Consider the following 26,422-nt stretch of genomic DNA (forward strand, 5'->3'; position numbering starts at 1 on the left):
AGCACCGGACCTCCACACCGACCCAGGAGCCTCATGCCCGCCGACTCGACCGCTGCACCGTCCGCGACCATCCAGCACGCCACCGTGAGCCCGCCGCCCGACACCGCCCTGCACTGGCTCGAGGACACCCCAGCCGCCACGACCGGCGTCACGTGGGGCGTGCCCTGGGCCCGTGGGGCGCTGGCCGCCGGCACCCCGATCGCCCTGCGGACCGCGGGCGGGAGCCCGGAGCCGGTGCAGACCTGGGTGACCGCGACCTGGCCGGACGGATCCGTGAAGTGGACAGCCCACGCAGCGGCCCCGGCCGCGCCGACCGACGCGTACGCGCTCGAGGCCGGCACCGAGCCGAGCCGGCCGGCCCGGGCGGTGTCCGTCACCGAGACCGGCGAGGACGTGCTCGTGGACACCGGCGCGATCCGGATCAGGGTGCCGCGCACGGGCGAGCACCTGATCGCCGAGATCGAGACGGACGGCCGGGTCGTCGCCAGCGCCGGCCGCCTGGTCAGCCTGCTCGCCGCCGGCCCCGACGACGACGGCCCGCAGCCGCGCACACCGTTCTCCTCTCGCGTGCGCATGGTGACCGTCGAGCAGAGCGGTCCGCTGCGCGCCGTGCTGCGCATCGACGGCGTGCACGGCAGCGACGGCACCGACGGCACCGACGGCGGCGCCCGCGAGTGGCTGCCGTTCACCGTGCGCCTGTACGCCTACGCCGGCTCACCCACGGTGCGCCTGATGCACTCCTTCGTCTGGGACGGCGACGCCGACCGCGACTTCCTCGCCGGCCTCGGGGTCCGGTTCGACGTCCCGCTGCGCGAGCAGCCCCACGACCGGCACGTGCGCCTGGCCGGCAGCGCCGGCGGGTTCCTCACCGAGGCCGTGCGAGGCATCACCGGCCTGCGCCGTGACCCCGGCAGCGAGGTCCGCGCCGCCCAGGTGGCCGGCCGGCCCACACCACCGACCGCCGACTGGGCCCCCGCCGTCGCGCAGCGGCTGCACTGGGTGCCCACCTGGAACGACTGGTCGCTGCACCAGGGCAGCCCGGACGGTTACACCGTCCGCAAACGCACGGCCGACGGCGTGGGCTGGGTCGGCATCGGCGGCGGCACCCGGGCCGGTGGGTACGCCTACCTCGGCGACACCTCCGGCGGGCTGGAGCTCGGCCTACGGGACTTCTGGAAGGGCGCGCCCACCCAGATCGACGTGCGCGGCGCCACGACCGACGTCGGTGAGTTGACGGTCTGGCTCTGGTCGCCGGAGTCGCGGGCGATGGACCTGCGGTTCTTCCACGACGGGCTCGGCCAGGACGGCTACGCCGACCAGCTGGACGCGCTGGAGATCACCTACGAGGACTACGAGCCCGGCTTCGGCGATGCCAACGGCATCGCCCGCACCCACGAACTGAGCCTGACCGCGGTGGCGGGGACGCCGTCGTCGGCCGTTCTCGCGACCCGCGCGGCGGCCCTGGCGACGCCCCCGCTCCTGGTCACCGACCCGGACCGGCTGCACGCGGCCGGGGTGTTCGGCGACTGGGACCCGGTGGACCGGTCCACGCCGGCGCGGGCCGCGATCGAGGACCGCAACGACTTCCTGCTCGCGTTCTACCTCGACCAGGTGGAGCAGCGCCGCTGGTACGGGTTCTGGGACTACGGCGACGTCATGCACACCTACGACGCTGACCGGCACACCTGGCGCTACGACGTCGGCGGGTACGCCTGGGACAACTCCGAGCTGTCCCCGGACCTGTGGTTCTGGCTGTCGTTCCTGCGTTCGGGCCGGGCGGACCTGTTCCGGCTCGCGGAGGCGATGACCCGGCACACCGGTGAGGTGGACGTCTATCACGCGGGCGCCTTCGCGGGCCTTGGCACTCGGCACAACGTCCAGCACTGGGGGTGCAGCGCGAAGCAGCTGCGGATCTCGAACCCGGCCTACCGGCGCTTCTACTACTACCTGACGGCGGACGAACGGGTCGGCGACCTGCTCGACGAGCTGGCCGGCTCCGAGCGCGCGCTGCTCGGCGTGGACGCCACTCGCAAGGTCCGCTCGGACGTCTACTCCCCCGACCCGGCCGCCCTGTCCGTCGGGCTCGGCACCGACTGGGGCGCACTGGCCGCGACCTGGCTGACCCGGTGGGAGCGGCACGGGGACACCACCGCCCGGGACAAGCTGCTCGGCACCATGGCGGACATCGGCGCACTGGCCAACGGGTTCCTCACCGGGGAGGCGCGCCTCGACCTGTCCACCGGCCGGTTCGACACCTCCCGCGAGCGGCTCGCCCTCTCGCACCTGAGCGCCGTGTTCGGCCTCGTGGAGGTGTGCTCGGAGCTGATCGACCTCGCGGACGTGCCGGGCTTCGAGCGGGCCTGGCTGCAGTACTGCCGGCTCTACCTGGCGGACGCGGCCACCCAGGAGGCGGAGCTCGGTCAGAGGCTCACCGGGATCTCCTTGATCCAGGCCCACAGCCGACTCACCGCGTATGCCGCCCACCGCACCGACGATGCCGAGCTGGCCGCCTTCGCGTGGCGGCGGTTCTTCGTCGACTCGGGGGACATGGTCAACCGCAACGCCCTGCAGCGGGTGCCGGACTGGTCACGCAGCCGGATCGACGGGCCGGAGGTGGCCGAACCGGTGGACGAGGCCCCGTTCGTGTCGACCAACGATGCCTCCCAGTTCGGACTCGCGGCGATCCAGAACCTGGCCCTGATCGGGAACCACCTGGAGGGGACGAACCCGGCCTGAGCGGTGGCAGGTCAGGGCTGGCTGCGGTTGTAGAACGCGCGCGCCTTCGCCCGGTTGCCGCAGAGGTCCATCGAGCACCAGGACCGCGACCGGTTGCGGGACTGGTCGTAGTACGCCCACCGGCAGCTCGGCTCACGGCACGCCTTGAGCCGTGACCAGCTGCCGTCCGCGACGGCGAGCACGACCGTCGCGAGCATGGCCGCCAGCGCGGAGTCGACGGCGGGCAGTCCCGGCCGCGGCACGAGACCCGGCGGCTGGGCGGTGACGTCCACGATCAGCGGCAGCCGCCCCGTCAGGGCCGCGAGATCCTCGCGGGCGGTGGGGCTGAGGCCATCCCCCCTCGGGCTGCGCACGGGATCGGCGTTGTTGGCCGCGATCAAGGCGCGCAGCCCCTCGCGCACCGCCGCCGCCCGCGAGACGTCGGCCGTGGACAGCGTGGCAGCGCCAGGCACGAGGTCGCGGGCCGTCAGCCAGGCCGTGAGGTCGGGGACCGCGGCGATCGCGTCGCCGTCTGCCATGCGCGTGTTGATGAACTCCTCGATCAGGCGTAGCGATGCCATGCGCCCACTCTAACTACCCATTGACGATGGTTGGATATATAACTAGCGTCAAGCTGACACCAGTTAGTCGACACGAAGGATCAGCCCGTGAGCAGCAGCATTGGCAACATCACCATCGACACCACCGATCTGGCCGGGGCCACCGCCTTCTGGCAGCAGGTCACCGGCTACGCCGTCGGCTCGTCGGACGAGAGCACCGCGTACCTGGAGGATCCCGCGAAGAGCGGCGTCGGCCTCTCCCTCCAGAACGTGCCTGAGCCCCGGGTCGGGAAGAACCGCGTGCACCTGGACCTGTTCACCTCCGACCTGGACGGCGAGGTCGGCCGGCTGCAGGGGCTCGGGGCGGCCGAGGTGGCGCGCCATGACGGCTGGGTGGTGCTGGCCGACACCGACGGCAACCAGTTCTGCGTCGTCGCGGGATAGCCGGCTCGAGCGCCGGGCCCGACGGCTACTGCCGCCGTCGGGCCCGGCGCCTCGGCCGCGTGCCGATCAGGGGTGCAGCGTGACCGCGCCGCCGGATCGCACCGGGTGTGCGCGCCACCCGACGGCCGGGCCGAACCCGGCATAGGATTCTGCGGCCGCCAACCCACGACCGAGGGAGTTCCGTGCCGTCAGCCCTGGCCGCCGCGTCGCCGGATGTGACGCTGCAGTACTCGACCCCGGCTGTGGCCTGGACCGACGCCCTGCCGATCGGCAACGGAAACCTCGGCGCCATGGTCTTCGGCGGTGCCGCTCGGGACCGGGTCCAGATCAACGACGACACGTGCTGGACCGGCGCGCCCGTGGTCCGGCCGACCCGTGGTACCGGCCTGGAACCGGGCCGGGCGCCCGAGATCCTGGCCGCGGCCCGGGCCGCTGTCGCCGCCGGCGACGTCCCTCGCGCCGAGGCCCTGGTGCAGCAGCTACAGAGCGGCCGCAGCGAGGCCTACCAGCCGCTCGTCGATCTCTGGATCACCGACGCCGGTGCGCCGGAGGTCACGGCGGACCACCGCCGGTGGCTGCGTCTGGACGAGGCGGTTGCGGGGCACTCCTGGTCCGACGGCGTCGCAGCGGTACGCCAGGAGGTACTCGTCAGCCGCCCGGCCGGGGCGCTCGTGGTGGACCGGCGGATGCGGGCGCCCAGGGATCTGGTGGTCCGGGTCGGTTCGGATCATCGGCTGTTCGAGGTGGGCGCGGCGGGATCGCCGCAGGGCGCGACGTGGTCCGCCCTGGTGCGGATGCCGGCCGTCTCCACCGATCCGAAGGCGCCCGGACCTGCCCCTGGAACGCCTCCGTCGGCGCCGCCGGCGCCCGGCGCCGGCGTCACCTGCGCGGTGGCGCTGCGACTGGACACCGACGGCGTGGTGACCGTGCGGACCACCGGGATCGAGGTGCGCGGGGCGACCTGGCTGACGGTGCTGCTCGCCTCGCAGAGCGACTACGCGGGCGCCCACACCGCCCTGCACGGTGACGGAGCCCGGCTGCTCGCAGAGGCGTCGGACCGGCTCGAGCGGGCCGGCGCGCGCACGTTCGAGGACCTCCGCGCGGCGCACGTCGCCGATCATCGCGCGCTCTTCGATCGGGTCGGGCTGCGGCTGGGCCGCGGGCCGGAGCCGGGCCTGGACACCGACGCGCGGCTGCGCGAGCACCGGACGACCGGCACCGACATCTCCCTCGCCGCGCTCGCGTTCGCCTACGGGCGATACCTGACCATCGCCGGATCGCGCCCCGGCACGCTGCCACTGAACCTCCAGGGCATCTGGAACGACTCCCTGCGCCCGCCGTGGCGCAGCAACTACACGATCAACATCAACACCGAGATGAACTACTGGCCGGCGCTGAGCACCAATCTCGCGGAGTGCGACGAGCCGCTGCGCCGGTGGCTCGAGGACCTGGCCGCGGCCGGCCGCGGCACCGCCCGGGAGATCTACGGAGCCGGCGGCTGGGTCGCCCACCACAACTCCGACGCGTGGGCGTTCACCGACCCCGTGGGCGACGGCACCAATCCCGCGCGGTGGTCGTTCTGGCCGTTCGGTGGGGTCTGGCTGACCCGGCACCTGATCGACCACTACGACTTCACCGGCGACCACGACGCGCTGGCCCGCGCCCGGCCGGTCATCCTCGGCGCCGCGCAGTTCGTCCTCGACACCCTGGTCACCATGGCGGACGGCACCCTCGGCACCAGCCCGGCCACCTCCCCGGAGAACTCCTTCCTCACGGCGGATGGGACGCCTGGCGCCGTGACCGCGTCCACCACCTCCGACCTTGCGATGGCCCGGGACCTGCTCGCAGGCGTCCGGCGGCTGGCGGGCGTGGACGTCGGCAACGGCGTCCCGTTCGCCGACGGACCCCTGCTGGCCCGCGTCGACGACGCCCTGGCCCGGCTCCCGGGCGAGCGGATCATGGCCGACGGACGCATCGCCGAGTGGCACCTCGCGGACCTGCCCGAGGCCGAGCCGGAGCACCGCCATCAGAGCCACCTGTTCGGCGTCCACCCGGGCGCCTCGATCGACCCGGACCAGGCGCCGGACCTGGCCGCAGCCGCCCTGGCGACACTGGCCGCCCGCGGGCTGGAGTCGACCGGGTGGTCACTCGCGTGGCGGCTGAACCTACGCGCCCGGCTACGGGATCCGGGCGGGGCGCAGGCGGCGATCGACGCCTTCCTGCGGCCGGTGGAACCCGCCGGGCCGGCGGTCGTCTCGGTGCAGGGCGGCGGCGTGTACCGCAGCCTGCTGTGCGCACATCCGCCGTTCCAGATCGACGGGAACTTCGGCTTCACGGCCGGGGTCGCCGAGCTGCTCGTGCAGTCCCACCGGCACACGGCGGACGGCGTGCGCGAGGTCCACCTGCTACCGTGCCTGCCGCCGGCGTGGGCCGATGGCGCGGTGCACGGTCTGCGGGTGCGCGGCGCGATCACCGTCGACCTCGAGTGGACCCGGGGTCGGCTACGCGCCGCGACCCTCACCGCGGACCGGGACACGACCGTCTCCGTGCGTGTCCGGGACGACCACGCGGTGCATCACCTCACCGCGGGACGGCTGGCGACGATCCGACCCTGACCGGGCGGTACCGCGCCACCCCGACCGCGCACACGACGAACGCACCGACGGCGAACACCACCACCAGCCCGAGGATCGGCACGAGCAGGCCCGGGTACCCGCCGAACTCGTTCGGGTCGAGGAAGAAGTACGGGTACCAGTCGCCCACGAGCGGGCCCCGGATGAGCGTGAACGCGAGGTAGCCGACCGGGTAGGCGAGCCAGATCCAGAACCGGGACAGCCGCAGCCGCCGCGTCGTCGGGATCAGCAGCCAGTCGATGGCGACGAGGATCGGGATGATCCGGTGCTGGAGCAGGTTCGGCGGGTGCACCGCCCAGGAGAACAGCTCCCCGGGCGCGGCGAGCAGCAGGTTGTACAGGATCCCGGTGAGCACGATGTAGGTGGTCATCGCCCCGCGCAGCGGGTCGAACCAGGTCGGCCGGCGCGCCGGCGGCACGCCGACCGCCCAGCCGAGCACGATGATGACCAGCAGGTTGGTGTGGATCGTGAAGTACGCGAAGTGGTCCGCGAGCGCGCCGGCGCCGGTGGCCAGTTCGGTCAGGTTCCACACCTCGGCGACGACCCCGAGCACGACGATGAGGGAGCGCAGCCCGAGCGCCAGTGGTGACCTGTCCGTGAGCATTCCCGCCCGTTGCTGCTGCGTCATCCGGCAGAGTCTGCCACCGACCGGTCCGTGATCCGGGACCGCGGGGTCAGCCGGTCGCTCTGGAGGCCTCGAGCGCCGCGATCAGGGACGCGGTGTCGTGCGGGCCGAGGTGGCGCCGCTCCCCCACGAAGAACGTGGGGGTGCCCCGGGCGCCGCTGGCCTCGGCGCTGGCGACGTCCTCGCGGACCCGACGCCTGAGCGTCTCCTTGTCCACCCCGCGCAGGAAGACCTCCACGTCCAGGCCCAGGTCCGCCGCGTAGCCGACCAGGTCCTCGACCTCGAGCTCGTCCTGGCGCCGGAACAGCAGGTCGTGCATCTCCCAGAACCGGCCCTGGTGGGCGGCGGCCTCGGCCGCGACGGCGGCGAGCTCGGCGTGCGGGTGCAGGTCCGGCAGCGGCAGGTGGCGGAACACGTAGCGCAGGTCGTCGCCGTAGTGCTCGCGCAACTCACGGGCGACACCGGTGGCCTTGCCGCAGAACGGGCACTCGAAGTCCCCGTACTCCACGAGTGTGAGCGGGGCGTCCACCGGTCCCCGGATGTGGTCGCGCGCCGGGTCGACCGGATCGGAGAGCACCATCGGCAGGCTCGCGTTGGTCTCACCGCGGAACCTCGCGGCCAGCCGGAACACGAGGGCACCGACGGCCACCGCCAGCACGGCCGCGAGCAGCACGCCGACCCTTGCCTCGTCGGCGATCACCGAGTCGCCGAACGCCAGGTCCACGATCAACAGGGACACCGTGAACCCGATCCCGGAGAGCGCGGCGCCACCGACGACGTGCCCGGGCGCCACCCCCTGCGGCAGCGACCCGAGACGGGCCCGCACCCCGGCGAACGCACCGAGGCTGATCCCGACCGTCTTGCCGAGCACGAGGCCCGCCACCACCCCCCAGGTCACCGGCGAGCCGAGCGCGTCGGCCAGCACCCCACCGCGCAGGTCGACCCCCGCGTTGGCGAGCGCGAACACCGGCACGATCAGATACGACGTCCACGGATGCAGCACCGTCTGCAGCCGTTCGTTCACCGAGATCGACCTGGCCACGCCGGCCTGCACGGTCAGCCCGGAGTCCGGGCGGGGCGACTGCCGGAACGCCGCGAACAGCCGGGCCGCACCTTCGACCTCCTGGCGTCGCGGCAGGAACGCCGGCACGAGCAGCCCTGCGGCCATCCCGGCGATGGACGGGTGCACCCCGGAGGCGAGGGTGGCCAGCCAGAGGACGACCACCGTGAGCACGTACGGCCAGGCCCGCCACACCCGGAGCCGGCTCAGCACCACAAGGCCGATCAGGCACACCACCGCGAACGCGAGCGCGCCGAGGTCCAGGTCGTCGGAGTAGGCGACGCCGATCACGCTGACGGCCACGAGGTCGTCGACCACCGTGAGGGTGAGCAGGAAGATCCGCAGCTGGGTGGACACGGCGGGTCCCACCAGGGCCAGGGCGCCGAGCAGGAACGCGGTGTCCGTGCCGATCACGATCCCCCACCCGTGCGCAGCCTCGGTGCCGGCGTTCAGGGCGAGGTAGATCGCGGCCGGGACCAGCATGCCGCCGATGCCCGCGAGCACCGGGACCACCACGCGGCGACGGTCGGTGAGCTCCCCGGTTGCCAGCTCCTGCCGGACCTCGAGTCCGATGACGAAGAAGAACACGACCATCAGGCCGTCGTTCACCCAGTGCCCGAGGTGCATCTCGAGCATCCACGGACCGAGCCCGATCACGGCGTCGGCGTCCCAGAGCGCCTCGTACGAGGCGGACCACGGCGAGTTCGCCCAGATCACCGCGAGTGCCGCGGCCACCAGCAGCAGGGTCGCGCCACCCGCCTCGGTCGCCAGGAACGTGCGCAGCGGCCCGGGCAACTGGCCGATGAGGTGCTTGCGGCGGGTCCGGCTCTGCGGCTCGTCCCCAGCCGGCCGCCGGGGTGGGTCGGCCCGCTGGTCCGTGCCCCCGGTGCTGCTCGTGCTGTTCGTGCTCACGTCTTCGCCCACCTTCCGCCGAACAGCAGACCACGCCGAACTCTTCCGCGGATGCACGGCGTTCGCGCAGAACGGAATGGTCCGTGGTCGCACACGCTAGCGCGGCCCGGCACCTCCCGCCCAGACCACGCTTCGGCCGCGACGCTCCGGTGCCGAGACCGCACCGGCCGCGCTGAGATCGCACCTGCTTGTGTACGAGTTCAGCGCGGCAGGTGCGATGTCAGCGTTGAGGCGGGCTCAGAGCGTGCGCAGCTCCACCGTGATCCGAGCCGGCGCGGCGAGCAGGCGGTGCTGCGCGAGCACGCCCGGGCCGCAGGAGTTCGTGCCGATCCCGGTCTGCGCGGCGTCGAGGTTGACCCAGGTCGTCTCGCCCGGCACCAGGTCCGTCGTGTGCCTGCCGGCGTCGAGGTCCTCCGACGTCCACGGGCGCACGGTCAGGTCCACCAGGTGCGGGGCGCGCAATCCGAGCCCGCCGCCGTCACCGTCGCGCAGTTCGGCCCAGCGCACGTCGGCCCGGTTCCCGTTCTCCTGCGGGAACACGTACGGCGTCTGCAGGTCCGCCACGGTCGAGTCGAACCTGCCCACGTGCGGCGCCCGCCGGGTGTCCGCGTACGCCTCCCCGGGCCCGAGCCCGAACCAGGTCACGTCGGTCAGTGCCACGGGCAGCCCGAGGCGCACCCCGATCCGGGGCACCGTGGTGGTCCAGGTGCCGATCGCCTCGGTCGCCACGTCCAGCAGCACCCCGTCGGCCGTGGCGGTCCACGTCCAGACCGCGCGCATCCCGACGTCGACGGCGGCCGCCATCGTGTGCGTCACGACCCGCAGCGAGTCGCCGTCGAGGTCCACCGAGACGGTGCGCTGCTCGGTGCGGTCGAGGCCGACCTTGCGCCACGCCGCCGCCACGTTGTCCCAGCCGACGTCGTTGTCCGTCGGCGCTCGCCACAGGTCGAGCCGGGCCCCGGTCACGGGGACGTCCCCGAGCCCGATCAGGGTTCCTCGGGCATCGAACCGTGCCGGCCCGACGGCGTAGCCCGCCTCGGCCCGTTCGGCGCCACCTACGCCGGTGCGCACCAGGGCCTCGGCTCGCTCGCGCAGCAGGTGCTGGGTCCAGGCGATCTCGTGCCCGGCGTCGGCCCAGGGCGTGTCGGCGCCCAGCCGCACCCGCAGGTTCAGCCAGGCCTCGCCGCCGACCCCGTCCGGCAAGGCCACCGCGACCGCCGCGGAGAGGTCGACCTCGCCGACCTCCCCGGCCGCGATGTCGGGCAGGTCCACGTCGCCGGAGGCGACGCCCTCGCCGTCGACCTCCACGTCCCAGCGCACCACCAGGCCGGCGGTGGACAGCACGGCGTACCGGTTGCGGACCCGCGCCCGCGCACCGCCGTCGAACGCCTCGATCTCGATCGGGGCGATGACCTTCTTGTACTCGCGCAGGCCGGGCGAGGGCGTCCGGTCCGGGAACACGAGGCCGTCGGTGATGAAGTTCCCGTCGTGGAGCACCTCACCGAAGTCCCCGCCGTAGGCGTAGTAGGACCGGCCGTCCTCCGTGGTGCGGGTGATGCCGTGGTCGATCCACTCCCAGACGAAGCCGCCGTGCAGCCGGTCGTAGGTGTGGAACAGGTCCTGGTACTCGGTGAGCCCGCCGGGGCCGTTGCCCATCGCGTGCGCGTACTCGCACTGGATGAACGGCAGGCCCCGCCGGCGTGCGTCCAGGGCCGGGTCCGTGGTCGGGGTCTCCGCGCCGCGACCGATCGCCTCGGTCTCGGCGTGGTCGGCGTACATCCGGGAGTAGACGTCCACGTAGCCGCTGTCCCAGTCGCCCTCGTAGTGCAGGAACCGGCTCGGGTCGCGGTCCTTGGTCCAGGCGGCCATCGCGGCCAGGTTCACACCGGTGCCGCTCTCGTTGCCGAGGGACCAGGCGATGACGCTGGCGTGGTTCTTGTCCCGCTCCACCGTGCGGCGCATCCGGGCCAGCAGCGCGTCGGCGAAGTCCGGAGAATCGCTGGGGTTGCCGCGCCAGCCGTTCAGGCCGAAGCCGTGGGTCTCGAGGTCGCACTCGTCGATGACCCAGAGCCCGTACTCGTCGCACAGGTCGAGGAACCGGGCGTCCGGCGGGTAGTGGGAGGTCCGCACGGCGTTGATGTTGTGCCGCTTCATGAGCAGCACGTCGGCGAGCATCGTCTCGGTGTCGAGGGTCCGCCCGGTCTCGGGGTGCCACTCGTGCCGGTTCACGCCACGGAACAGGATGTTCGCGCCGTTGACGGTGATCAGCCCGTCGGCGACGCGCACCGTGCGGAAGCCGAGGCGCAGCGTCACCTGCTCGGTCGGCGTACGCAGGACCGCTTCGTAGCGGCGCGGCACCTCCGCGCTCCAGGGCTCGACGTCGAGCGTGTGCGGACCGGCCGGGTCCACCCCGTGCAGGCCGAGTTCGGGGACGTCGAGCACGGCGGCGGCGCCGTCGCGGGTGGTCACCTCGACCGCCAGCGTCCCGGTTCCGGTGGTGTGGTCGTAGTCGGCGTGGGCGAACACGTCCTCGATGCCGCCGGCGGGCAGCAGCAGCAGCCGCACGGAGCGGTAGATCCCGGACAGCCACCACATGTCCTGGTCCTCGAGGTAGCTCGCCGCGGACCACTGGTGCACGCGCACCGCGACCGTGTTGGTGCCCTCCCGGACCAGCCCGGTCACGTCGAACTCGGCGGCGAGCCGGCTGCCCGCGCTGGTGCCGACCTCGGTGCCGTTCACCCAGACCACGAACGTCGAGTCGACGCCCTCGAACCGCAGCACCGCGCGGGTGCCACCGGCGAGCGCGGGCACCGTGAAGGTGCGCCGGTACTCCCCGGTCGGGTTCGCGTCCGGCACGTGCGGCGGGTCGACCGGGAACGGGTAGACGACGTTGGTGTACGCGGGCGGCGAGTACGTCGGCTCGCCCGGCAGGCCGACGAACTGCCAGGAGCCGGGCACCGTGATCCGGTCCCAGGCGGTGTCGTCGAGCTCCTCCGCCCCGACGGCGGGGGTCAGGTCGAGCGTGTCGCTCGCCAGCCGGAACGCCCAGTCGCCGTCCAGGTCGACGGCGGGGGCGTCGCTGTCCAGTCGGGCCCGGGCGGGCAGGCGGCCGGTGTGCGGGTCCGGGTCGGTCAGGTAGCTGAGGTGATGGGAGGCGGAAGTGGCCACTGTGTCCTTCTCGCTGCTTCTCGGGGGTCGTCGGTGGGCGCGTCCCGCGCCGTTCGGCTCCCGGCGGGAGCTGCAGTCGGTGCGGCAGACCTGATGGCTCCAAGCGTAGGCGCGCGCGGACCCGTCGTGACAACCGCGACCGGTGGGCGGACAGCCGCCCACCGGCCGCCATCCGTAGCGACGCCCGCCCGGCACTGACCTGAGCGGGCGTCGGGCAGGGTGGGGTCAGCGCTTGATGATCACCTTCATGGCCTTCGTCTCGGCCGCCCGGCCGAACGTGTCGTACGCGTCCATGAAGTCCTCCATCGCGAACGTGTGGGACACGAACCGCTCCGGCTCGAGCTTGCCTTGGGCGACCAACCTCAGCAGCATCGGCGTGGTCGTGGCGGAGACGAGGCCGGTGGTGATCGCAACGTCCTTGATCCACAGGTCCTGCAACTTCAGTTCGACCGACCTCCCGTGCACGCCCACGTTCGCGACCGTGCCGCCGGGGCGAATGAGCTCGGTCGCCATGTCGAACGTCGCGGGCACGCCCACGGCCTCGATCGCCACGTCCACCCCCAGTCCGTCCGTCATCGCGAGGACCTGCTCCGCCCACTCCCCCGCCCTGCTGTTCACCGAGTCGGTCGCACCGAACGCCTTCGCCAGTTCGAGCCGGTTGTCGTCAAGGTCGATAGCAATCACCCGGGCGGCTCCGTAGAGGCCGGCGGTCATGATCACGGCGAGGCCGACCGGGCCGGCGCCGATCACGGCCACCACGTCCCCCGGCTTCACCCTGCCGTTGCGGACGCCGATCTCGAATCCGGTGGGCAGGATGTCGGAGAGCATCACGGCCGCCTCGTCGCTGACCCCGTCGGGTAGCTTGTGCAGCGAGTTCTCTGCGAACGGAACGCGAACGAACTCCGCCTGGGTGCCGTCGATGAGGTGGCCGAAGATCCAGCCGACTCCGGCCGCGCCCTCGGCGTTCAGACAGTGCGAGGGCAGTTGCTGATGGCAGTACGAGCACGAGCCGCAGGAGGACACACAGGAGACGATCACGCGATCGCCGACAGCCAGTGTGCCGACGGCCGAGCCGACCTCGACGATGGTGCCCACGCCCTCGTGACCGAGGATGCGGCCTGGTGTGACGGCCGGGACGTCCCCCTTGAGGATGTGCAGGTCGGTGCCGCAGATGGTGGTGGTGTCGACCCGCACGATGGCGTCGGTGGGTTCGACGATCGTCGGGTCGGGCACCTCCTCCCACGCCTTCTGCCCGGGCCCGTGGTAGACGAGTGCCTTCATGACGCCATGCCTCCTTCGTCCGCCCCGCCGCCGTCGGCAGGACTCTTACTCAACGGTAGGAGGCGACTTGCCGGACATCCGGGGACGTTGGGCCCACGCCGACCGGCCCGTCGATAGGCGCGGCGCCGCCGACGACGACGCCCCCGGGTCCGTTTCCGGAGCCGGGGGCGTGCGTCGGTTCGGGTGCGGCTCAGCGACCGCTCGGAGCCCCCGCCGGGCGACCGGAACGACGCCCACCGCGGGTGCCCCGCGGAGCACCGCCACCGGAGGGAGCACCGGAACCGGCCCCGGTCCGGTCGGCGGCCCAGGAGGCCTGCATGCCGGAGCGGGTCTGACCGCCGGCCGAGCCGGTGCCGCCGGACGAGGTCGAGTAGGTCAGGGACGAGCCGCCGCCACGGCCGCCGGAGCGACCGCCGCCGGCGCCACGTCCGTCGCGCCCACCGGACCGGCCGCCCTCGGAACGACCGCCGGAACGGCCGCCCTCGGAACGACCGCCGGAACGGCCGCCCTCGACGGCTCGACCGCCACCCGCGGAGCCGCCGCCCGAGCGCCCACCGGAACGGCTGCCGTCTCCGGAGCGCGCGCCCGCGGCGTCACCTTGCCCACCGGACCGGCCGCCGCGCGAGCGACCACCGGTGCGGGCGCCGTCACCCCCGCGCCCGTTGCCACCGGAACGGCCACGCCCCGGGCCGGACGGGGCCGGCGCCGTGGCCGCGGCGGCCGGCGCACGCGCCGGGTCCACCTTCGGAGCCACATCGCCGACGAGCTTCGCAACGGTCGCGCCGTCCGGACGCACCGGGGAGGCCGTGATCTTCGCGGCGCGGGTCAGCTGGCGCACGTCGCCACGCTGCTCGGGGAGCATGAGCGTGACCACGGTGCCGCCGGAGCCGGCCCGGGCGGTGCGGCCGGAGCGGTGCAGGTACGCCTTGTGCTCGGCCGGCGGGTCGACGTGCACGACGAGCTCGACGTCGTCGACGTGGATGCCGCGCGCGGCGATGTCCGTGGCGACCAGGACCTTGACGGTCCCCGTGGAGAACGCGTCGAGGTTGCGCTCGCGGGCGTTCTGGGACAGGTTCCCGTGCAGGTCGACGGCGGGGATCCCGCTCGCGGTGAGCTGCCGGGCCAGCTTCTTGGCCTGGTGCTTCGTGCGCGTGAAGAGCAGCCGGCGGGAGGTCCCCGCGGCGAGCTGCTCGATCAGGTCGCGCTTCGCGTCCGCACCCGACACCTCGAAGATGTGGTGCTCCATGGCCGCGACCGGGGACGAGGCCGAGTCCACCGAGTGGGTCAGCGGGTCGGTCAGGTAGCGCTTGACGATGATGTCCACGCCGTTGTCGAGCGTGGCGGAGAACAGCATCCGCTGGCCGCCGCGCGGGGTGGCGTCCATGATCCGCTTCACGGCGGGCAGGAAGCCGAGGTCGGCCATGTGGTCGGCCTCGTCGAGCACGGCGATCTCGATGTTGTCCAGGTTCAGGTACCCCTGACCCTTGAGGTCCTCGAGGCGACCCGGGCAGGCGATCAGGATGTCGACGCCGTCGTTCAGCGCGGTGACCTGCTTGCCCTGGCCGACGCCGCCGAAGATGACGGTGTGGCGAAGGCCGGCGGCGGCCGCCAGCGGAGCGATGGTCTCGCCGATCTGGCTGGCGAGTTCACGGGTCGGCGCGAGCACCAGCCCGCGGGGCTTGCGGGAGGCGGCCCGGCGGCCGTCGGTCAGCCGCGCCACGAGGGGCACCGCGAACGCGATGGTCTTGCCGGAGCCGGTGCGGCCGCGGCCGAGCACGTCGCGCCCGGCGAGGGTGTCCCGCAGGGTGGCGGTCTGGATGGGGAAGGGTTCGGTGATGCCGCGCTCGGTCAGGGACTTGACCAGCGCAGCCGGAACGCCCAGAGCCGAGAAGGACGGCGTCTGGGCAGGAGTCATTGATGACAAGGAGTTGTTTCTCTCGTTCGTTGGGTTCACCGCAGTGGTCGACACTGGTGCTGCCTGGCCGAGTGGCCGGCGCATGAAGAACCGCGATGCCGGCGCGAACCATGCGCGCCTGGGGTCCATCATCCCCCATGGCGTGGTCATTCAACGAATGACGTGAGAAGTGTCACAATGGAGGGCAGGAGGCAGGCGCGGTGGTCACGGTGATTCGTTCGGGTACGACGGCGTTACTCGCCTGTGCGCTGGCGGTCGCCGTCAGTGCGTGCGCGGGTGGCTCCGGCGAGCCGTCGGACGCGGACCGGCCAGATGCGCTGGCTACGTGGGCCGCCGAGGACGCCGAGGGCGGGGACGAGGCTCTGCTGGTCGGGACCCTTGTCCTCGACGGCGGTTGCCTCGTGGTCCGCACCGAGGTGCCGTTGGAGGCCGACCCGTCGCAACCGATGGAGGTCACGCCGGTGTTCCCGTGGCCCGAGGTGCAGTGGGACGGGCAGACCCTGCGCCTGCAGGGCATGTCCGTGATGGTCGGGGAACAGATCGAGCTCGGCGGCGGACTCGGCTCCGGGCCGCTGCGTGAGGACAACCGCGTCGAGATCCCGGAGACGTGCCCCGCGGAGCAGTTCTTCTACGTGGGCGCATAGGCGCCTCACCCGAGGCGCCCACCCGCCAGGGTGACGCCGGAACCTAGGGCGCGACGACGCCGTCGGGCAGGAGTCCTTCGGCGATCAGGGCGGCCCACAGCCCGTCGTCGACGCGGGTTGCCAGTCGCTCCGTGAGTTGGCGCACCTCGGCGGCGGAACTGAGGCCGAACGTGGCGTTGACGACTCCCCGGGCCCGGCGCCCGAAGTGCACGGCCGCGGTCGGCAGGTCCACGTCGAACCGCGTGCAGACGTCGGCGATCGCGGTGGCGCGCTCGATGATCGCTGCGGGCGCGGGCCCGTACTCGTAGTGGGCGTCCGGAGCGACCTGCGGGCGGGCGAGCAGCCCCGAGTTGAACACGCCGACGTTCACGATCCCGACCCCGTGCTCGGCGCAGGCCGGCACCAGCTCGGGCCAGGCCGGCTGCTCGAGCAGGGTGTACCGGCCGGCGACCATGACCAGGTCGAGCCCGGGCCCACCGTGCGCGCCCGTGGGCGCGGCGCCGCGGACCAGGTCGACGAGCACCTCGACGTCCTTCGCACCGGCTCCGATCGCGGCGACCACGCCCTCCTCGCGCAGCTCGATCAGGGTCCGGATGGCGGCGTGCGCGTCCGCGCGGGGGTACTCCTCGGGGTCGTGCAGGTAGGCCACGTCGACGCGGTCGAGGCCGAGGCGTTCCAGGCTCGCGGCGAGGCTGGCGCGGATCCCGGCCGGGCTCAGGTCCACGACCCGGCGGCGGGTGGTCGGCACCCAGAACCCCTTCTCGGTGTCCAGCTCGCCGGGCACGTGGTCGGGGTTGGGCTCGAGCAGCCGGCCCACCTTGGTGGACAGCACGTACTCCTCGCGCGGCCGCTGCGCGAGGAGGGCACCGAGACGTTCCTCGGACACGCCGAGTCCGTAGTGCGGCGCGGTGTCGAAGTAGCGCAGCCCGGCCGCCCAGGCCGCGTCCAGGATCCCTTCGGCGACGGCGTCCGGCACCGGTCCGTACAGGTTGCCGAACGCTGCCCCGCCGACGCCGACCGGAGGGAGGTCGATCATCGGGCGGGTGTGGGGCGGGGTAGCTGGATCCCGGACGTGCCGCCGTCCACGGACAGGCAGGTGCCCGTCACCGACCCGCTGGCCGGGGAGGCCAGGAAGACGACGGCCTTCGCCACGTCCTCCGGCAGCACGAGCCGGCCCATGGGCTGGCGGCCCTCGAGCGCGGCGCGCTCGGCCACCGGGTCCGCGGCGTTCGCGAGCAGCCGGCCGACCCACTCGGTGCCGACCGTGCCGGGCGCCACGCAGTTGACCCGGATGCCCTCGCCCACGTGGTCCGCGGCCATCGCCTTGGTCAGCGCCAGCACGGCGCCCTTGCTCGCCGCGTACGCGGCCCGCTGCACGAGGCCGACGAGCGCGACGATCGAGGACATGTTCACGACAGCGGCCCGGTCCGAGGCGCGCAGGTAGGGCAGCGCGGCCCGGGTGACGGAGGCCATGCCGACGACGTTCACGTCGAGCACCTTGCGCCAGAGGTCCAGGTCGCCGTCCTCGACGGTGCCCTGGGCGCCGATGCCGGCGTTGTTGACGATCGCGTCGATGCCGTCGAGGGCTTCGGCCGCGGCGGCGATGGCCGCCTTGGTGGCACCCTCGTCGGTGATGTCACAGACGAAGGAGGTGACACCCTCGTCCGGCGACTCGGTCAGATCCAGGACCGCGACCCGCGCCCCCTGCGTGAGGAACTCGGCGGCAGTGGCCGCGCCGATGCCGGCCGCTCCCCCGGTGATGACGACCTTCAGGTCCTGGATGTCCGACATGGGTGCCTCTCTGCAACATGGTCACGGCGCGCCCGCGCCGCCGATCGCGCTCATCCTAGAAGTTCGTCCGGATACCGACCACAGGGTGTTCACCCCTCGGGCGTCGATGGGTAGGCTGCCCGATCGTGACCATTCTCCTGACCGGTGACTCGATCACCGACGCCGGACGTGACCGTGACGACCTCGCCAGCCTGGGCTCCGGCTATGCCGCCCTGGTCGCGGCGGATCTGCCGGGCGAGCGGGTGATCAACACCGGCATCAGCGGCCACCGCGTGGTGGACCTGCAGGCGCGCTGGGACGTGGACGTCCTGGCACACGCCCCGGACGTGCTCTCGATCATGATCGGCATCAACGACACCTGGCGCCGCTACGACAACGACGACCCGACGTCCGCTGAGTCCTACGAGGCCGGCTACCGCGACCTGCTCGCCCGCGCCCAGGCGGCCGGCATCGCCCGGATCCTCCTCGTGGAGCCGTTCCTGCTGCCGGTCCGCCCGGACCAGTGGGACTGGCGGGAGGACCTGGACCCCAAGATCGCCGCGGTCCGGCGCCTCGCCGAGGAGTTCGGAGTCGAGTTCGTCGCCACCGACGGGCCGTACGCGCAGGCCGCCTCCCGCACCGGCGCCGCCGCGCTCGCCGCCGACGGCGTACACCCCTCACCCGAGGGGCACCGCTTCCTCGCGGACCGCTGGCTCGAGGTCTTCCGCACCGCCTGACCAGGCCGGCCCGCGCGCGGCAGCCCTACGCGGCAGCGTCAGTCCGCGCGCTGCGTCACTGACCCGCCTCGTGGGTCACTGACGCAGCGCCGTCCGAGCATTGCGCCACTGACCCGCCCCGTGGGTCACTGACGCAACGCGCCCGGGCCATGGGTGGAGCGGCGCTCGACCTAGTCTCGACCAGGTCGAACCAGTCGCCGCGAACCGCCTATCTCGAGGCGCAGGCCACTGGCTCGACGCCTGTCATGGCGCGGGGGGGGTGGGTCCGGTATCGAGTGCCCGGGTCGTCGCGCGGTTCCGCGGGAGCGGGCGGGCCGCTCCTCGCGCATCCGCGGGAGCGGCGCCGCCCTCTGGACCAGTCAGCGGCTGTCGCTCTTGGCCTGCCGGCGCGCGCCCTGCGCCTTGCTGCTCGCGGCCGTCTTCTTCTGGGCCGGAGCCCGCGAGCCGACCTTGTTGCTGGCCTTCGCGCGGGAGGCCTTCGCCGGCGCGGAGGCAGCCGCGGCCGGAGCCTTGGCCGGCTCACCGGCAGCGGCGGCGAGCCGCTCGGCCTTGAGCTCGGCGGCACTGGCCCGAGCGGCCTTCGCCAGCGCGGCGCTGACCCGAGCCAGCGACTCCTCGAAGATCTCCGCCTTGTCCCCGCTGCGCCGGGGTGCCCGGCTGGCGGCGCCGCGGGCCCCCTTGAGGGGCACCTGCTCGGCGACCTCCGTGCGGTGCAGCTTCACGTACTTCGTGCGGGCGCGCCGGACCCTCGTCAGGAGCGCGTCGAGCCCGTCCTCGTCGAGGGTGTCCAGGTTCTTCTTCTCCGTCTCCAGGACGAGTTCGTACTCCTTGGACGTCAGGTTCCCGAGCGTTGCCTTTGCCACGATCCGCCTCCCGTTCACACGCCGCGCGAGGGCCGCGCCGCGCCTGGTCACCGAGCCTACGCGGGCGAGCCCGGCACCGACCAGAGCAACGGCCCGTACGCACACGAAGGGCCGGCCACCGTGATGGTGGCCGGCCCTTCGTGGACTGCGATCAGTCCGCGACAGCGATCAGTCCGCGGATGCGGCGGGCAGTTCCGGCATGGCACCGGCACCGACCGCGAGCGGTTCCTTCTCCTCGGTGGCCTTGGCCTCACCGCGGAAGGTGAACTCCCCGAGCAGCCCCTCGCCGACGGCGTCGACGATGATGTTCTGCCCCGCGGCGATCTCGCCGTAGAGGATCTTCTCGGAGAGCTGGTCCTCGATCTCGCGCTGGATCGCGCGGCGCAGCGGCCGGGCGCCGAGGACCGGGTCGTACCCACGCTCGGCGAGCAGTTCCTTCGCCGCCGGAGTGAGCTCGATCGTCATGTCCTTGTCCGCGAGGCGGGTGGACAGCCGAGCCATCATCAGGTCGACGATCTGGAAGATCTCGTCCTGGGACAGCTGCGGGAACACGATCACGTCGTCGACACGGTTCAGGAACTCCGGGCGGAAGTGCTGCTTCAGCTCGTCGTTGACCTTGACCTTCATCCGGTCGTAGTTCGTGGACAGGTCCCCACCGGCCTGGAAGCCGGTGAGCAGGCCCTTGGCGATGTCCCGGGTACCGAGGTTCGTGGTCATGATGATCACGGTGTTCTTGAAGTCCACCACCCGGCCCTGGGAGTCGGTCAGGCGACCGTCCTCGAGGATCTGCAGCAGCGAGTTGAAGATGTCCGCGTGGGCCTTCTCCACCTCGTCGAAGAGCACCACGGAGAACGGCTTGCGGCGCACCTTCTCGGTGAGCTGGCCACCCTCCTCGTAACCGACGTATCCGGGCGGGGACCCGAACAGTCGGGACACGGTGTGCTTCTCGGAGAACTCGCTCATGTCCAACTGGATGAGGGCGTCCTCGTCGCCGAACAGGAACTCCGCGAGCGCCTTGGCCAGCTCGGTCTTCCCGACGCCCGTGGGGCCGGCGAAGATGAACGAGCCACCGGGCCGCTTCGGGTCCTTCAGACCCGCACGGGTGCGCCGGATCGCCTGGGAGAGCGCCTTGATGGCCGCGTCCTGGCCGACGATCCGCTTGTGCAGCTCGTCCTCCATGCGCAGCAGCCGCGAGGACTCCTCCTCGGTGAGCTTGAACACCGGGATCCCGGTGGACACCGCGAGCACCTCGGCGATGAGTTCCTCATCGACCTCGGCGACGTTGTCCATGTCCCCGGACTTCCAGGCCTTCTCGCGCTCGACGCGGGTGTTCGAGAGGTTCTTCTCCTCGTCCCGCAGCCGGGCAGCGCGCTCGAAGTCCTGGTCGTCGATCGCGGACTCCTTGGAGCGGCGGGTCTCGGCGATCTGCTCGTCGAGCTCACGCAGCTCCGGCGGCGCGGTCATCCGGCGGATCCGCAGCCGGGCGCCGGCCTCGTCGATCAGGTCGATCGCCTTGTCCGGCAGGAACCGGTCGTTGACGTACCGGTCGGCGAGCGTCGCGGCGGCCACGAGAGCACCGTCGGTGATCGTCACCCGGTGGTGCGCCTCGTACCGGTCGCGCAGGCCCTTGAGGATCTCGATGGCGTGCGCGAGCGTGGGCTCGGCCACCTGGATCGGCTGGAACCGGCGCTCGAGCGCGGCGTCCTTCTCGATGTGCTTGCGGTACTCCTCGAGGGTGGTCGCCCCGATCGTCTGGAGCTCACCACGGGCGAGCATCGGCTTCAGGATGCTGGCCGCGTCGATCGCACCCTCGGCGGCACCGGCCCCGACGAGCGTGTGGATCTCGTCGATGAACAGGATGATGTCTCCGCGGGTTCGGATCTCCTTGAGCACCTTCTTCAGGCGCTCCTCGAAGTCACCGCGGTAGCGCGACCCGGCCACAAGGGCGCCGAGGTCGAGGGTGTAGAGCTGCTTGTCCTTCAGGGTCTCGGGCACGTCGCCGCGCACGATGTCCTGGGCCAGGCCCTCCACCACGGCGGTCTTGCCGACGCCGGGCTCACCGATCAGCACCGGGTTGTTCTTGGTGCGCCGGGAGAGCACCTGCATGACCCGCTCGATCTCCTTGCCGCGCCCGATGACCGGGTCCAGCTTGTTCTCGCGGGCGGCCTGGGTCAGGTTGCGGCCGAACTGGTCCAGCACGGCCGAGCCCGAGGGGGTGCCCTCGGTGGGGCCGCCGGCGGAGACCGGCTCCTTGCCCTGGTAGCCGGACAGGAGCTGGATGACCTGCTGGCGGACCCGGTTCAGGTCGGCGCCGAGCTTGGTGAGCACCTGCGCGGCGACGCCCTCACCCTCGCGGATGAGGCCGAGCAGGATGTGCTCGGTGCCGATGTAGTTGTGGCCCAGCTGGAGCGCCTCACGCAGAGACAGCTCGAGGACCTTCTTCGCACGGGGGGTGAACGGGATGTGCCCGGACGGCGCCTGCTGACCCTCGCCGATGATTTCCTGGACCTGCTGGCGCACGGCCTCCAGGGAGATGTTCAGCGACTCCAGTGCCTTCGCGGCCACGCCCTCGCCCTCGTGGATGAGGCCGAGCAGGATGTGCTCGGTGCCGATGTAGTTGTGGTTGAGCATCCGCGCCTCTTCCTGGGCAAGGACAACCACTCGGCGGGCTCTGTCTGTAAATCTCTCGAACATCTGCGTACTCCTCACGGGCCGGGACCGACACCGGTCATGGCGGTGTGTGTCATCGATGCTAACGGCGCCGGTCCGGCGATGATGCCCCTGTTCGCCAGCGGCAGAGAGCACGCCGGTCACGATCGTGCAACGCCCGACGGCGGATGGTCGCCGTCGGCGGCCCGCGCACCGCGGGCCGTGGTCGCCTCAGGCGAGCTTGGCCTCGAACTCCTCGAGGGCGTCGGCTCCGAACAGGACGAACCGGACCGTCTCTACGCCGGGTGCGTCCGCCGCTCGGACGGTGCTCACCGCGATCTCGGCGACCTGCGCCATCTCCCAGCCGTAGACCCCGCCGCTGATCGCCGGGAACGCCACCGATGTGGCCCCGAGCCGGCTCGCCACATCGAGGCTCGAGGAGAACGCGGACGCGAGCAGCGCCGGGTCCGTCTGACCCCGGTGCCGGTTCGGCCCCACGGTGTGGATGACCCACCGGGCGGGCAGGTTCCCGGCGCCGGTCGCGACCGCCTGGCCGACCGGCAGCCCGTCCCGGAGCGTGGTAGCCCGCAGCCGCTGGCACTCCTCCAGCAGCGCCGGCCCGGCCCCGCGGTGGATGGCGCCGTCGACCCCACCTCCACCGAGCAGCGAGGAGTTCGCCGCGTTCACGATGGCGTCGACGGACTGGGTGGTGATGTCGCCGGCAACGGCTTCGATGCGCATGACCCCACTGTGGCACGTCCGGGCACCGCGCCGGAGTCCGTGCGTGCCGCGAGTTCCAGCGTCATGAACACGCTGTTCGGGTCCTCGCGGTAGGACCCGAACGGACCGCACGGTGCGAACCCGTGACGGGTGTACAGGCTCCGGGCGGGCGCGAAGAACTCCTGCGACCCGGTCTCCAGGCTGACGCGGCCGTAGCCGCGCTCGCGGGCGGTCCCGAGCAGCCGGCGAAGAACGGCGGACGCGACGCCGCGCCCACGCGCAGCGGGGGCGGTGCGCATCGACTTCAGCTCTCCGTGCCCGGCACGGGTCCCGCCTTCGTCACGGGGCGACGTCGCTTCGAGTTCGACGAGCGCACCACAGCCCAGCAGCGTGCCGTCGGGCGCCCGCGCGGAGAGGAATGCGACCCCGTCGGCCGCGAGCGCCTCGTGGTCGAGCGCGTGCACGGAGTCCGCGGGGGACGTGGCGAACATGTCCGTGAGGTGCTCGGCGAGCAGGGCCTGCACGTCGGCGCGGGACGGGGAGTCGGTGGCGACGATCACCCGCACCATGGTGTCGCGACGACGTTTCTCGGGGATTTCGCCGGGCGATCGGAGGAGCCGTCAGTGCCCGATGTCGTGCCCACCCGGCACGACGCGCCCCGCGACGCCCGGTCCAGCCGTCCCACCAGCCGAGCGACGGTGTCTCCCTCAGCTCTCCACGAGCAACGTGAACGGCCCTTCGTTCACCAGCGAGACCGACATCATCGCGCCGAACTCGCCTGTCGCCGTGGTGATCCCCCGCTCGCGCAGGTCCGCGACCACCGCCTCCACCAGCGGCTCCGCGACCGGGCCCGGGGCGGCCGCGGACCAGGACGGACGCCGGCCCTTGCGGGTGTCCCCGTACAGAGTGAACTGGCTGACCACGAGCACGCCGGCGGCCGGGGTGTCCGCCACGGACGCCTCCCCCTCGAGGATCCGCAGCTCGGCGATCTTGCGGGCCACTCGCCGCGCGTCGTCGGCGGTGTCCGCCACCGCGACCCCGACGAGGGCGAGCAGGCCCGGGCCGATCTGCCCCACGACCTCGCCGTCGACGTGCACCGACGCGGAACTGACCCGCTGCAGCACCGCCCGCATCGCCTCAGCCCAGCCCGGGCGGCGCTTCGGCGCCGAAGGCGGCGCGGATCGCGCCTGCGGGCGCCCCACCACCGAGGACCGGCACCCGCCCCCACGACCAGAACCCCTCGACGCCCAGCTCGTGCAGCGCGGCGGCGAGGATCACCGGACGGGCCCGGCCTCCGCCGTCGGACACCTTGAACGCGAGCGCGCGGCCGTCGGGCATCGCCGCGGCATACACGCCGTCGGCGCCGTCCTTGGCGACCAGGCCCGGCTCGGAGGTCATCGCCTCGGTGACGTCGCGGCCGGTGCCGCCGACCAGCCACGGGTGCGCGGTCATCGCGGCCCGCACCCGTGCCTCGGGGCCGGTCTCGGCGGCGGCGATCCGGGCGAACGCGCGCGCCAGGCCGACCACGGTGGTCGAGAACTGCGGCGCCCCGCAACCGTCCACCGCCAGGTGCGCTGGTTCGACACCGGTCAGCTCGGTGATGGTCGCCGCGATCGACTGCTGCAGCGGGTGGGCGGGATCCAGGTACCCCTCCGTGGGCCACCCGGCGGCGCGGCAGGTGGCCAGCATGCCGGCGTGCTTGCCGGAGCAGTTGTGCGCGAGCGCCGACGGCGGCCGCCCGGCCGCGATCCACGCGGCGGCACTCGGTTCGTGCCAGGGCAGCGACGGTGGGGTGCGCAGGTCGGCCTCGCTCAGACCGGCACCGGCGAGGATGGTCGCCGCGACGTCGAGGTGCCGCGGCTCGCCGTAGTGTGACGCGCACACGAGAGCGAGCTGCTCATTGCTGACCTCCAGCCCCGCGCGCAGCATCGCCAGCGCCTGCACCGGTTTGATGGCCGACCGGGGGTAGATCTCCTGCTCGGGCTCACCCAGCGTGCGGACGGCCGCGCCGTCGGCGCCGAGGGCGACCAGATGTCCGGTGTGCACCGACTCCACCAGTGTCCCCCGGATCACCCACGCCAGCGGCTCCCCCGGCGCGGGTCGAGCCAGCCGCGGCGGTGGCTTCACCACCGGCTGCCCCCACCGCCACCGCTGCCGCCGGAGCCGCCGCGGCCGCTGTACCGGGCCACGGCGGGGCGCACGTCCGCGAGGTAGATGCCGGCCGGGATCGCCGCGATGAGCACGAGGAACAGCGAGCTGCCGCCCCCGCCCGCGGGGATGCCGAGGAAGCCGAGCACAGTGGCAAGGGCGAGCACGCCGCCCCAGAAGCCCTTGGTGCGCTTGTCGGCCGAGGTGAACGCCGTCGACGGCCGCAGCAGGGCGTCGACCAGGGCCCAGAGGGCGAGCCCGAAGGCGATGACGGACAGGCCGAGGAACAGGTACGCCTGGATGATCGCGATCACAGCATGAGGGTACGCGAGCGGCGCCTCAGCCGGGTCGCCCGGTGTCGATCTCGATGAGGGCCTCCCGGGCCTGGGTGCCGGTCATCCCGGTCAGCTCGAGCAGGTCCACCACGAGCGAGCGCAGCAGCACCACCAGCGTCTGGGTCTGCCACCCGGTGAACGCCTGCGGGTCCAGGTCGCCCGCCACCGAGAGCAGCTGCGGACGCAGCCGGATCAGGTCGGCGTTCGAACCGAACGCGACCCCGATGTCCCGGCTCGCCCGGGCGGTCACCTCGAGGATGCCGGCGACCCGGTCGTTGTCCTGCATGGTGGCGGAGACGGACCAGGACCGGCGCGCGATCACCCGGAGGTTGCGCATCGCCCGGTCGCACAGGGTGCTGGCCCGCTGGAGCCGGGTGAGGAGGTCGTCGTGGCGCAACGCCGACGGCGTCAGCCGGGTCGCCTCGAGGGCGTCCCGCACGAGCGTGTTCCACTCGTCGATGACCCCCTGCGACCCGCGCGCCCGGACCAGGGCGTCGTTGAGGACCTCCGGGTCGGCGAGCCGGATGCCGCGGGCCAGGTCCTCGGCGGTGATGGCCAGTTCGGCCATCCCGGCGGCGGCCAGCGACTGCGCCCGCTTGCGCACGTCGAGCGGCAGCAGGGCCGCGGTGAGCAGGGCCAGCGCGCCTCCGATGAGGGCGTCCAGCCAGCGCCCGACCCCGCCACCGAGGAGCGTGGTGGAGAACCCCACGATCACCACGGCCTGCACCCCGGCCTGCATGGCGAGCATCTGCGCGCCGTCGACGAGCCGGGCCACCGAGACCGCGAGCGCGAGCACCACGGCGATCTGCACGGGTCCGGTGCCGAACAGGTGCGCGAACACCTCGCCGAACGCGACCCCGAGGGTCACCCCGAGCGCTAGTTCGGCCACCTTGCGCGGGCGCCGGTCGTTGCCGTACCCGAGGCACACCCAGGCTGCGATCGCCGCGAACACCGGCACCTCGTGGCCGACCAGGTACAGCGCGATGGCGTAGGCGACCCCGGCGGCCACGGACGCGCTGATGATCCCGACTGCGTTCGAGCGGAGCCGGCGGACGCCGCGGCCGACTCGGGCGCCGACGAGGACGCGGGCCCGGCGCAGGTCGAATCGCCGTCGGGGTGCGTCGGCGCGCGCCGGTCCGTTGCTCACACCTGGACAGCGTACGGGTGGCGGGTGGCTCCCACCGATCGGCTGCGCGAGAACTCCCCGACGGCGCGGCGCCGGTTCCGCGGGTCCGTCCCGCTC

21 protein-coding genes are annotated in these 26,422 nt (G+C 72.8%); 5 read left to right on the forward strand and 16 right to left on the reverse strand.

The annotated features are described in order from the left end of the window. Positions 1–33 precede the first annotated feature (33 nt). The gene (locus GKS42_RS22590; protein WP_232847805.1) at positions 34–2,736 is read left to right on the forward strand and encodes an exo-rhamnogalacturonan lyase family protein; all 2,703 of its coding nucleotides are present in this window, start codon (positions 34–36) and stop codon (positions 2,734–2,736) included. An 11-nt stretch (positions 2,737–2,747) separates the two neighbouring features. On the opposite strand, the gene GKS42_RS22595 is transcribed toward GKS42_RS22590, so the two are convergent. Further along, complete coding sequence (locus GKS42_RS22595) at positions 2,748–3,296, reverse strand: CGNR zinc finger domain-containing protein (protein ID WP_154795872.1); 549 nt, start codon at positions 3,294–3,296, stop codon at positions 2,748–2,750. A gap of 87 nt (positions 3,297–3,383) precedes the next feature. Here GKS42_RS22595 and GKS42_RS22600 point away from each other — a divergent pair, with 87 nt between their 5' ends. Continuing rightward, positions 3,384–3,719: a VOC family protein gene (locus tag GKS42_RS22600; RefSeq protein ID WP_154795873.1), complete on the forward strand. Its 336-nt coding sequence runs from the start codon at positions 3,384–3,386 to the stop codon at positions 3,717–3,719. A 182-nt stretch (positions 3,720–3,901) separates the two neighbouring features. Beyond that, entirely contained in the window at positions 3,902–6,334 is a 2,433-nt protein-coding gene (locus tag GKS42_RS22605) for a glycosyl hydrolase family 95 catalytic domain-containing protein (protein WP_154795874.1), read from the forward strand. Here GKS42_RS22605 and GKS42_RS22610 read toward each other — a convergent pair. From GKS42_RS22610 to GKS42_RS22630, 5 genes are all read right to left on the reverse strand, one after another. Then, positions 6,300–6,980, reverse strand: coding sequence for a Pr6Pr family membrane protein (locus GKS42_RS22610; protein ID WP_154795875.1), 681 nt, complete (start codon positions 6,978–6,980; stop codon positions 6,300–6,302). The genes GKS42_RS22605 and GKS42_RS22610 overlap by 35 nt on opposite strands. A gap of 46 nt (positions 6,981–7,026) precedes the next feature. Then, positions 7,027–8,949 carry a Na+/H+ antiporter NhaA gene (gene nhaA, locus GKS42_RS22615; RefSeq protein WP_232847806.1) on the reverse strand — a complete coding sequence of 641 codons (1,923 nt, stop codon included), beginning with the start codon at positions 8,947–8,949 and terminating at the stop codon, positions 7,027–7,029. A 237-nt stretch (positions 8,950–9,186) separates the two neighbouring features. Then, positions 9,187–12,117, reverse strand: a complete 2,931-nt coding sequence (locus GKS42_RS22620) for a glycoside hydrolase family 2 TIM barrel-domain containing protein (RefSeq protein WP_232847807.1) — start codon at positions 12,115–12,117, stop codon at positions 9,187–9,189. A 225-nt stretch (positions 12,118–12,342) separates the two neighbouring features. After that, the gene (locus GKS42_RS22625) at positions 12,343–13,398 is read right to left on the reverse strand and encodes a zinc-dependent alcohol dehydrogenase family protein (RefSeq protein WP_154795876.1); all 1,056 of its coding nucleotides are present in this window, start codon (positions 13,396–13,398) and stop codon (positions 12,343–12,345) included. Positions 13,399–13,588: 190 nt separating this feature from the next. Further along, positions 13,589–15,313, reverse strand: a complete 1,725-nt coding sequence (locus GKS42_RS22630) for a DEAD/DEAH box helicase (protein WP_154795877.1) — start codon at positions 15,311–15,313, stop codon at positions 13,589–13,591. Positions 15,314–15,513: 200 nt separating this feature from the next. On the opposite strand from GKS42_RS22630, the gene GKS42_RS22635 reads away from it, so the two are divergent. Beyond that, positions 15,514–15,957 (forward strand): hypothetical protein, encoded by a 444-nt coding sequence (locus tag GKS42_RS22635; RefSeq protein ID WP_154795878.1) that lies wholly within the window; start codon positions 15,514–15,516, stop codon positions 15,955–15,957. Between the two features lie 43 nt (positions 15,958–16,000). Here GKS42_RS22635 and GKS42_RS22640 read toward each other — a convergent pair whose 3' ends face one another. Both GKS42_RS22640 and GKS42_RS22645 read right to left on the reverse strand, forming a co-directional pair. Then, positions 16,001–16,993: an aldo/keto reductase gene (locus tag GKS42_RS22640; protein ID WP_154795879.1), complete on the reverse strand. Its 993-nt coding sequence runs from the start codon at positions 16,991–16,993 to the stop codon at positions 16,001–16,003. Then, complete coding sequence (locus GKS42_RS22645; RefSeq protein WP_154795880.1) at positions 16,990–17,748, reverse strand: SDR family NAD(P)-dependent oxidoreductase; 759 nt, start codon at positions 17,746–17,748, stop codon at positions 16,990–16,992. Before GKS42_RS22645 ends, GKS42_RS22640 begins: the two co-directional genes overlap by 4 nt. A 125-nt stretch (positions 17,749–17,873) precedes the next feature. Between GKS42_RS22645 and GKS42_RS22650 the strand changes: the two genes are divergently transcribed. After that, positions 17,874–18,464, forward strand: a complete 591-nt coding sequence (locus tag GKS42_RS22650) for an SGNH/GDSL hydrolase family protein (protein WP_232847808.1) — start codon at positions 17,874–17,876, stop codon at positions 18,462–18,464. A 359-nt stretch (positions 18,465–18,823) separates the two neighbouring features. Here the strand turns inward: GKS42_RS22650 and GKS42_RS22655 are convergent, their stop codons facing one another. From GKS42_RS22655 to GKS42_RS22690, 8 genes are all read right to left on the reverse strand, one after another. Continuing rightward, complete coding sequence (locus tag GKS42_RS22655; RefSeq protein WP_154795881.1) at positions 18,824–19,327, reverse strand: hypothetical protein; 504 nt, start codon at positions 19,325–19,327, stop codon at positions 18,824–18,826. Between the two features lie 168 nt (positions 19,328–19,495). Continuing rightward, entirely contained in the window at positions 19,496–22,021 is a 2,526-nt protein-coding gene (locus GKS42_RS22660; protein ID WP_154795882.1) for an ATP-dependent Clp protease ATP-binding subunit, read from the reverse strand. A gap of 186 nt (positions 22,022–22,207) precedes the next feature. Beyond that, on the reverse strand, positions 22,208–22,717 hold the full coding sequence (locus tag GKS42_RS22665) for an O-acetyl-ADP-ribose deacetylase (protein WP_154795883.1): 510 nt from the start codon (positions 22,715–22,717) through the stop codon (positions 22,208–22,210). Then, positions 22,660–23,265, reverse strand: coding sequence for a GNAT family N-acetyltransferase (locus GKS42_RS22670; RefSeq protein WP_154795884.1), 606 nt, complete (start codon positions 23,263–23,265; stop codon positions 22,660–22,662). Before GKS42_RS22670 ends, GKS42_RS22665 begins: the two co-directional genes overlap by 58 nt. A gap of 138 nt (positions 23,266–23,403) precedes the next feature. Then, positions 23,404–23,829, reverse strand: coding sequence for a D-aminoacyl-tRNA deacylase (gene dtd, locus GKS42_RS22675; protein WP_154795885.1), 426 nt, complete (start codon positions 23,827–23,829; stop codon positions 23,404–23,406). A 4-nt stretch (positions 23,830–23,833) separates the two neighbouring features. Continuing rightward, positions 23,834–24,826, reverse strand: a complete 993-nt coding sequence (locus GKS42_RS22680; RefSeq protein WP_232847809.1) for an asparaginase — start codon at positions 24,824–24,826, stop codon at positions 23,834–23,836. Then, positions 24,820–25,158 (reverse strand): DUF2516 family protein, encoded by a 339-nt coding sequence (locus GKS42_RS22685; protein ID WP_154795886.1) that lies wholly within the window; start codon positions 25,156–25,158, stop codon positions 24,820–24,822. The genes GKS42_RS22680 and GKS42_RS22685 overlap by 7 nt, the downstream gene beginning before the upstream one ends. 25 nt (positions 25,159–25,183) lie before the next feature. Then, on the reverse strand, positions 25,184–26,326 hold the full coding sequence (locus GKS42_RS22690) for an FUSC family protein (RefSeq protein ID WP_154795887.1): 1,143 nt from the start codon (positions 26,324–26,326) through the stop codon (positions 25,184–25,186). Between the last annotated feature and the right edge of the window lie 96 nt (positions 26,327–26,422).

The organism is Occultella kanbiaonis, assembly GCF_009708215.1.
Taxonomy (GTDB): Bacteria; Actinomycetota; Actinomycetes; order Actinomycetales; family Beutenbergiaceae; genus Occultella; species Occultella kanbiaonis.

Bases quoted from the DNA above. Each gene is read 5' to 3' on its own strand.
- GKS42_RS22625 (WP_154795876.1), bottom strand. From the start codon at position 13,398: ATGAAGGCACTCGTCTACCACGGGCCCGGGCAGAAGGCGTGGGAGGAG.
- GKS42_RS22665 (WP_154795883.1), bottom strand. From the start codon at position 22,717: ATGCGCATCGAAGCCGTTGCCGGCGACATCACCACCCAGTCCGTCGAC.
- GKS42_RS22630 (WP_154795877.1), bottom strand. From the start codon at position 15,313: ATGACTCCTGCCCAGACGCCGTCCTTCTCGGCTCTGGGCGTTCCGGCT.
- GKS42_RS22645 (WP_154795880.1), bottom strand. From the start codon at position 17,748: ATGTCGGACATCCAGGACCTGAAGGTCGTCATCACCGGGGGAGCGGCC.
- GKS42_RS22595 (WP_154795872.1), bottom strand. From the start codon at position 3,296: ATGGCATCGCTACGCCTGATCGAGGAGTTCATCAACACGCGCATGGCA.
- dtd (WP_154795885.1), bottom strand. From the start codon at position 23,829: ATGCGGGCGGTGCTGCAGCGGGTCAGTTCCGCGTCGGTGCACGTCGAC.
- GKS42_RS22660 (WP_154795882.1), bottom strand. From the start codon at position 22,021: ATGTTCGAGAGATTTACAGACAGAGCCCGCCGAGTGGTTGTCCTTGCC.
- GKS42_RS22610 (WP_154795875.1), bottom strand. From the start codon at position 6,980: ATGACGCAGCAGCAACGGGCGGGAATGCTCACGGACAGGTCACCACTG.
- GKS42_RS22670 (WP_154795884.1), bottom strand. From the start codon at position 23,265: ATGGTGCGGGTGATCGTCGCCACCGACTCCCCGTCCCGCGCCGACGTG.
- GKS42_RS22590 (WP_232847805.1), top strand. From the start codon at position 34: ATGCCCGCCGACTCGACCGCTGCACCGTCCGCGACCATCCAGCACGCC.
- GKS42_RS22640 (WP_154795879.1), bottom strand. From the start codon at position 16,993: ATGATCGACCTCCCTCCGGTCGGCGTCGGCGGGGCAGCGTTCGGCAAC.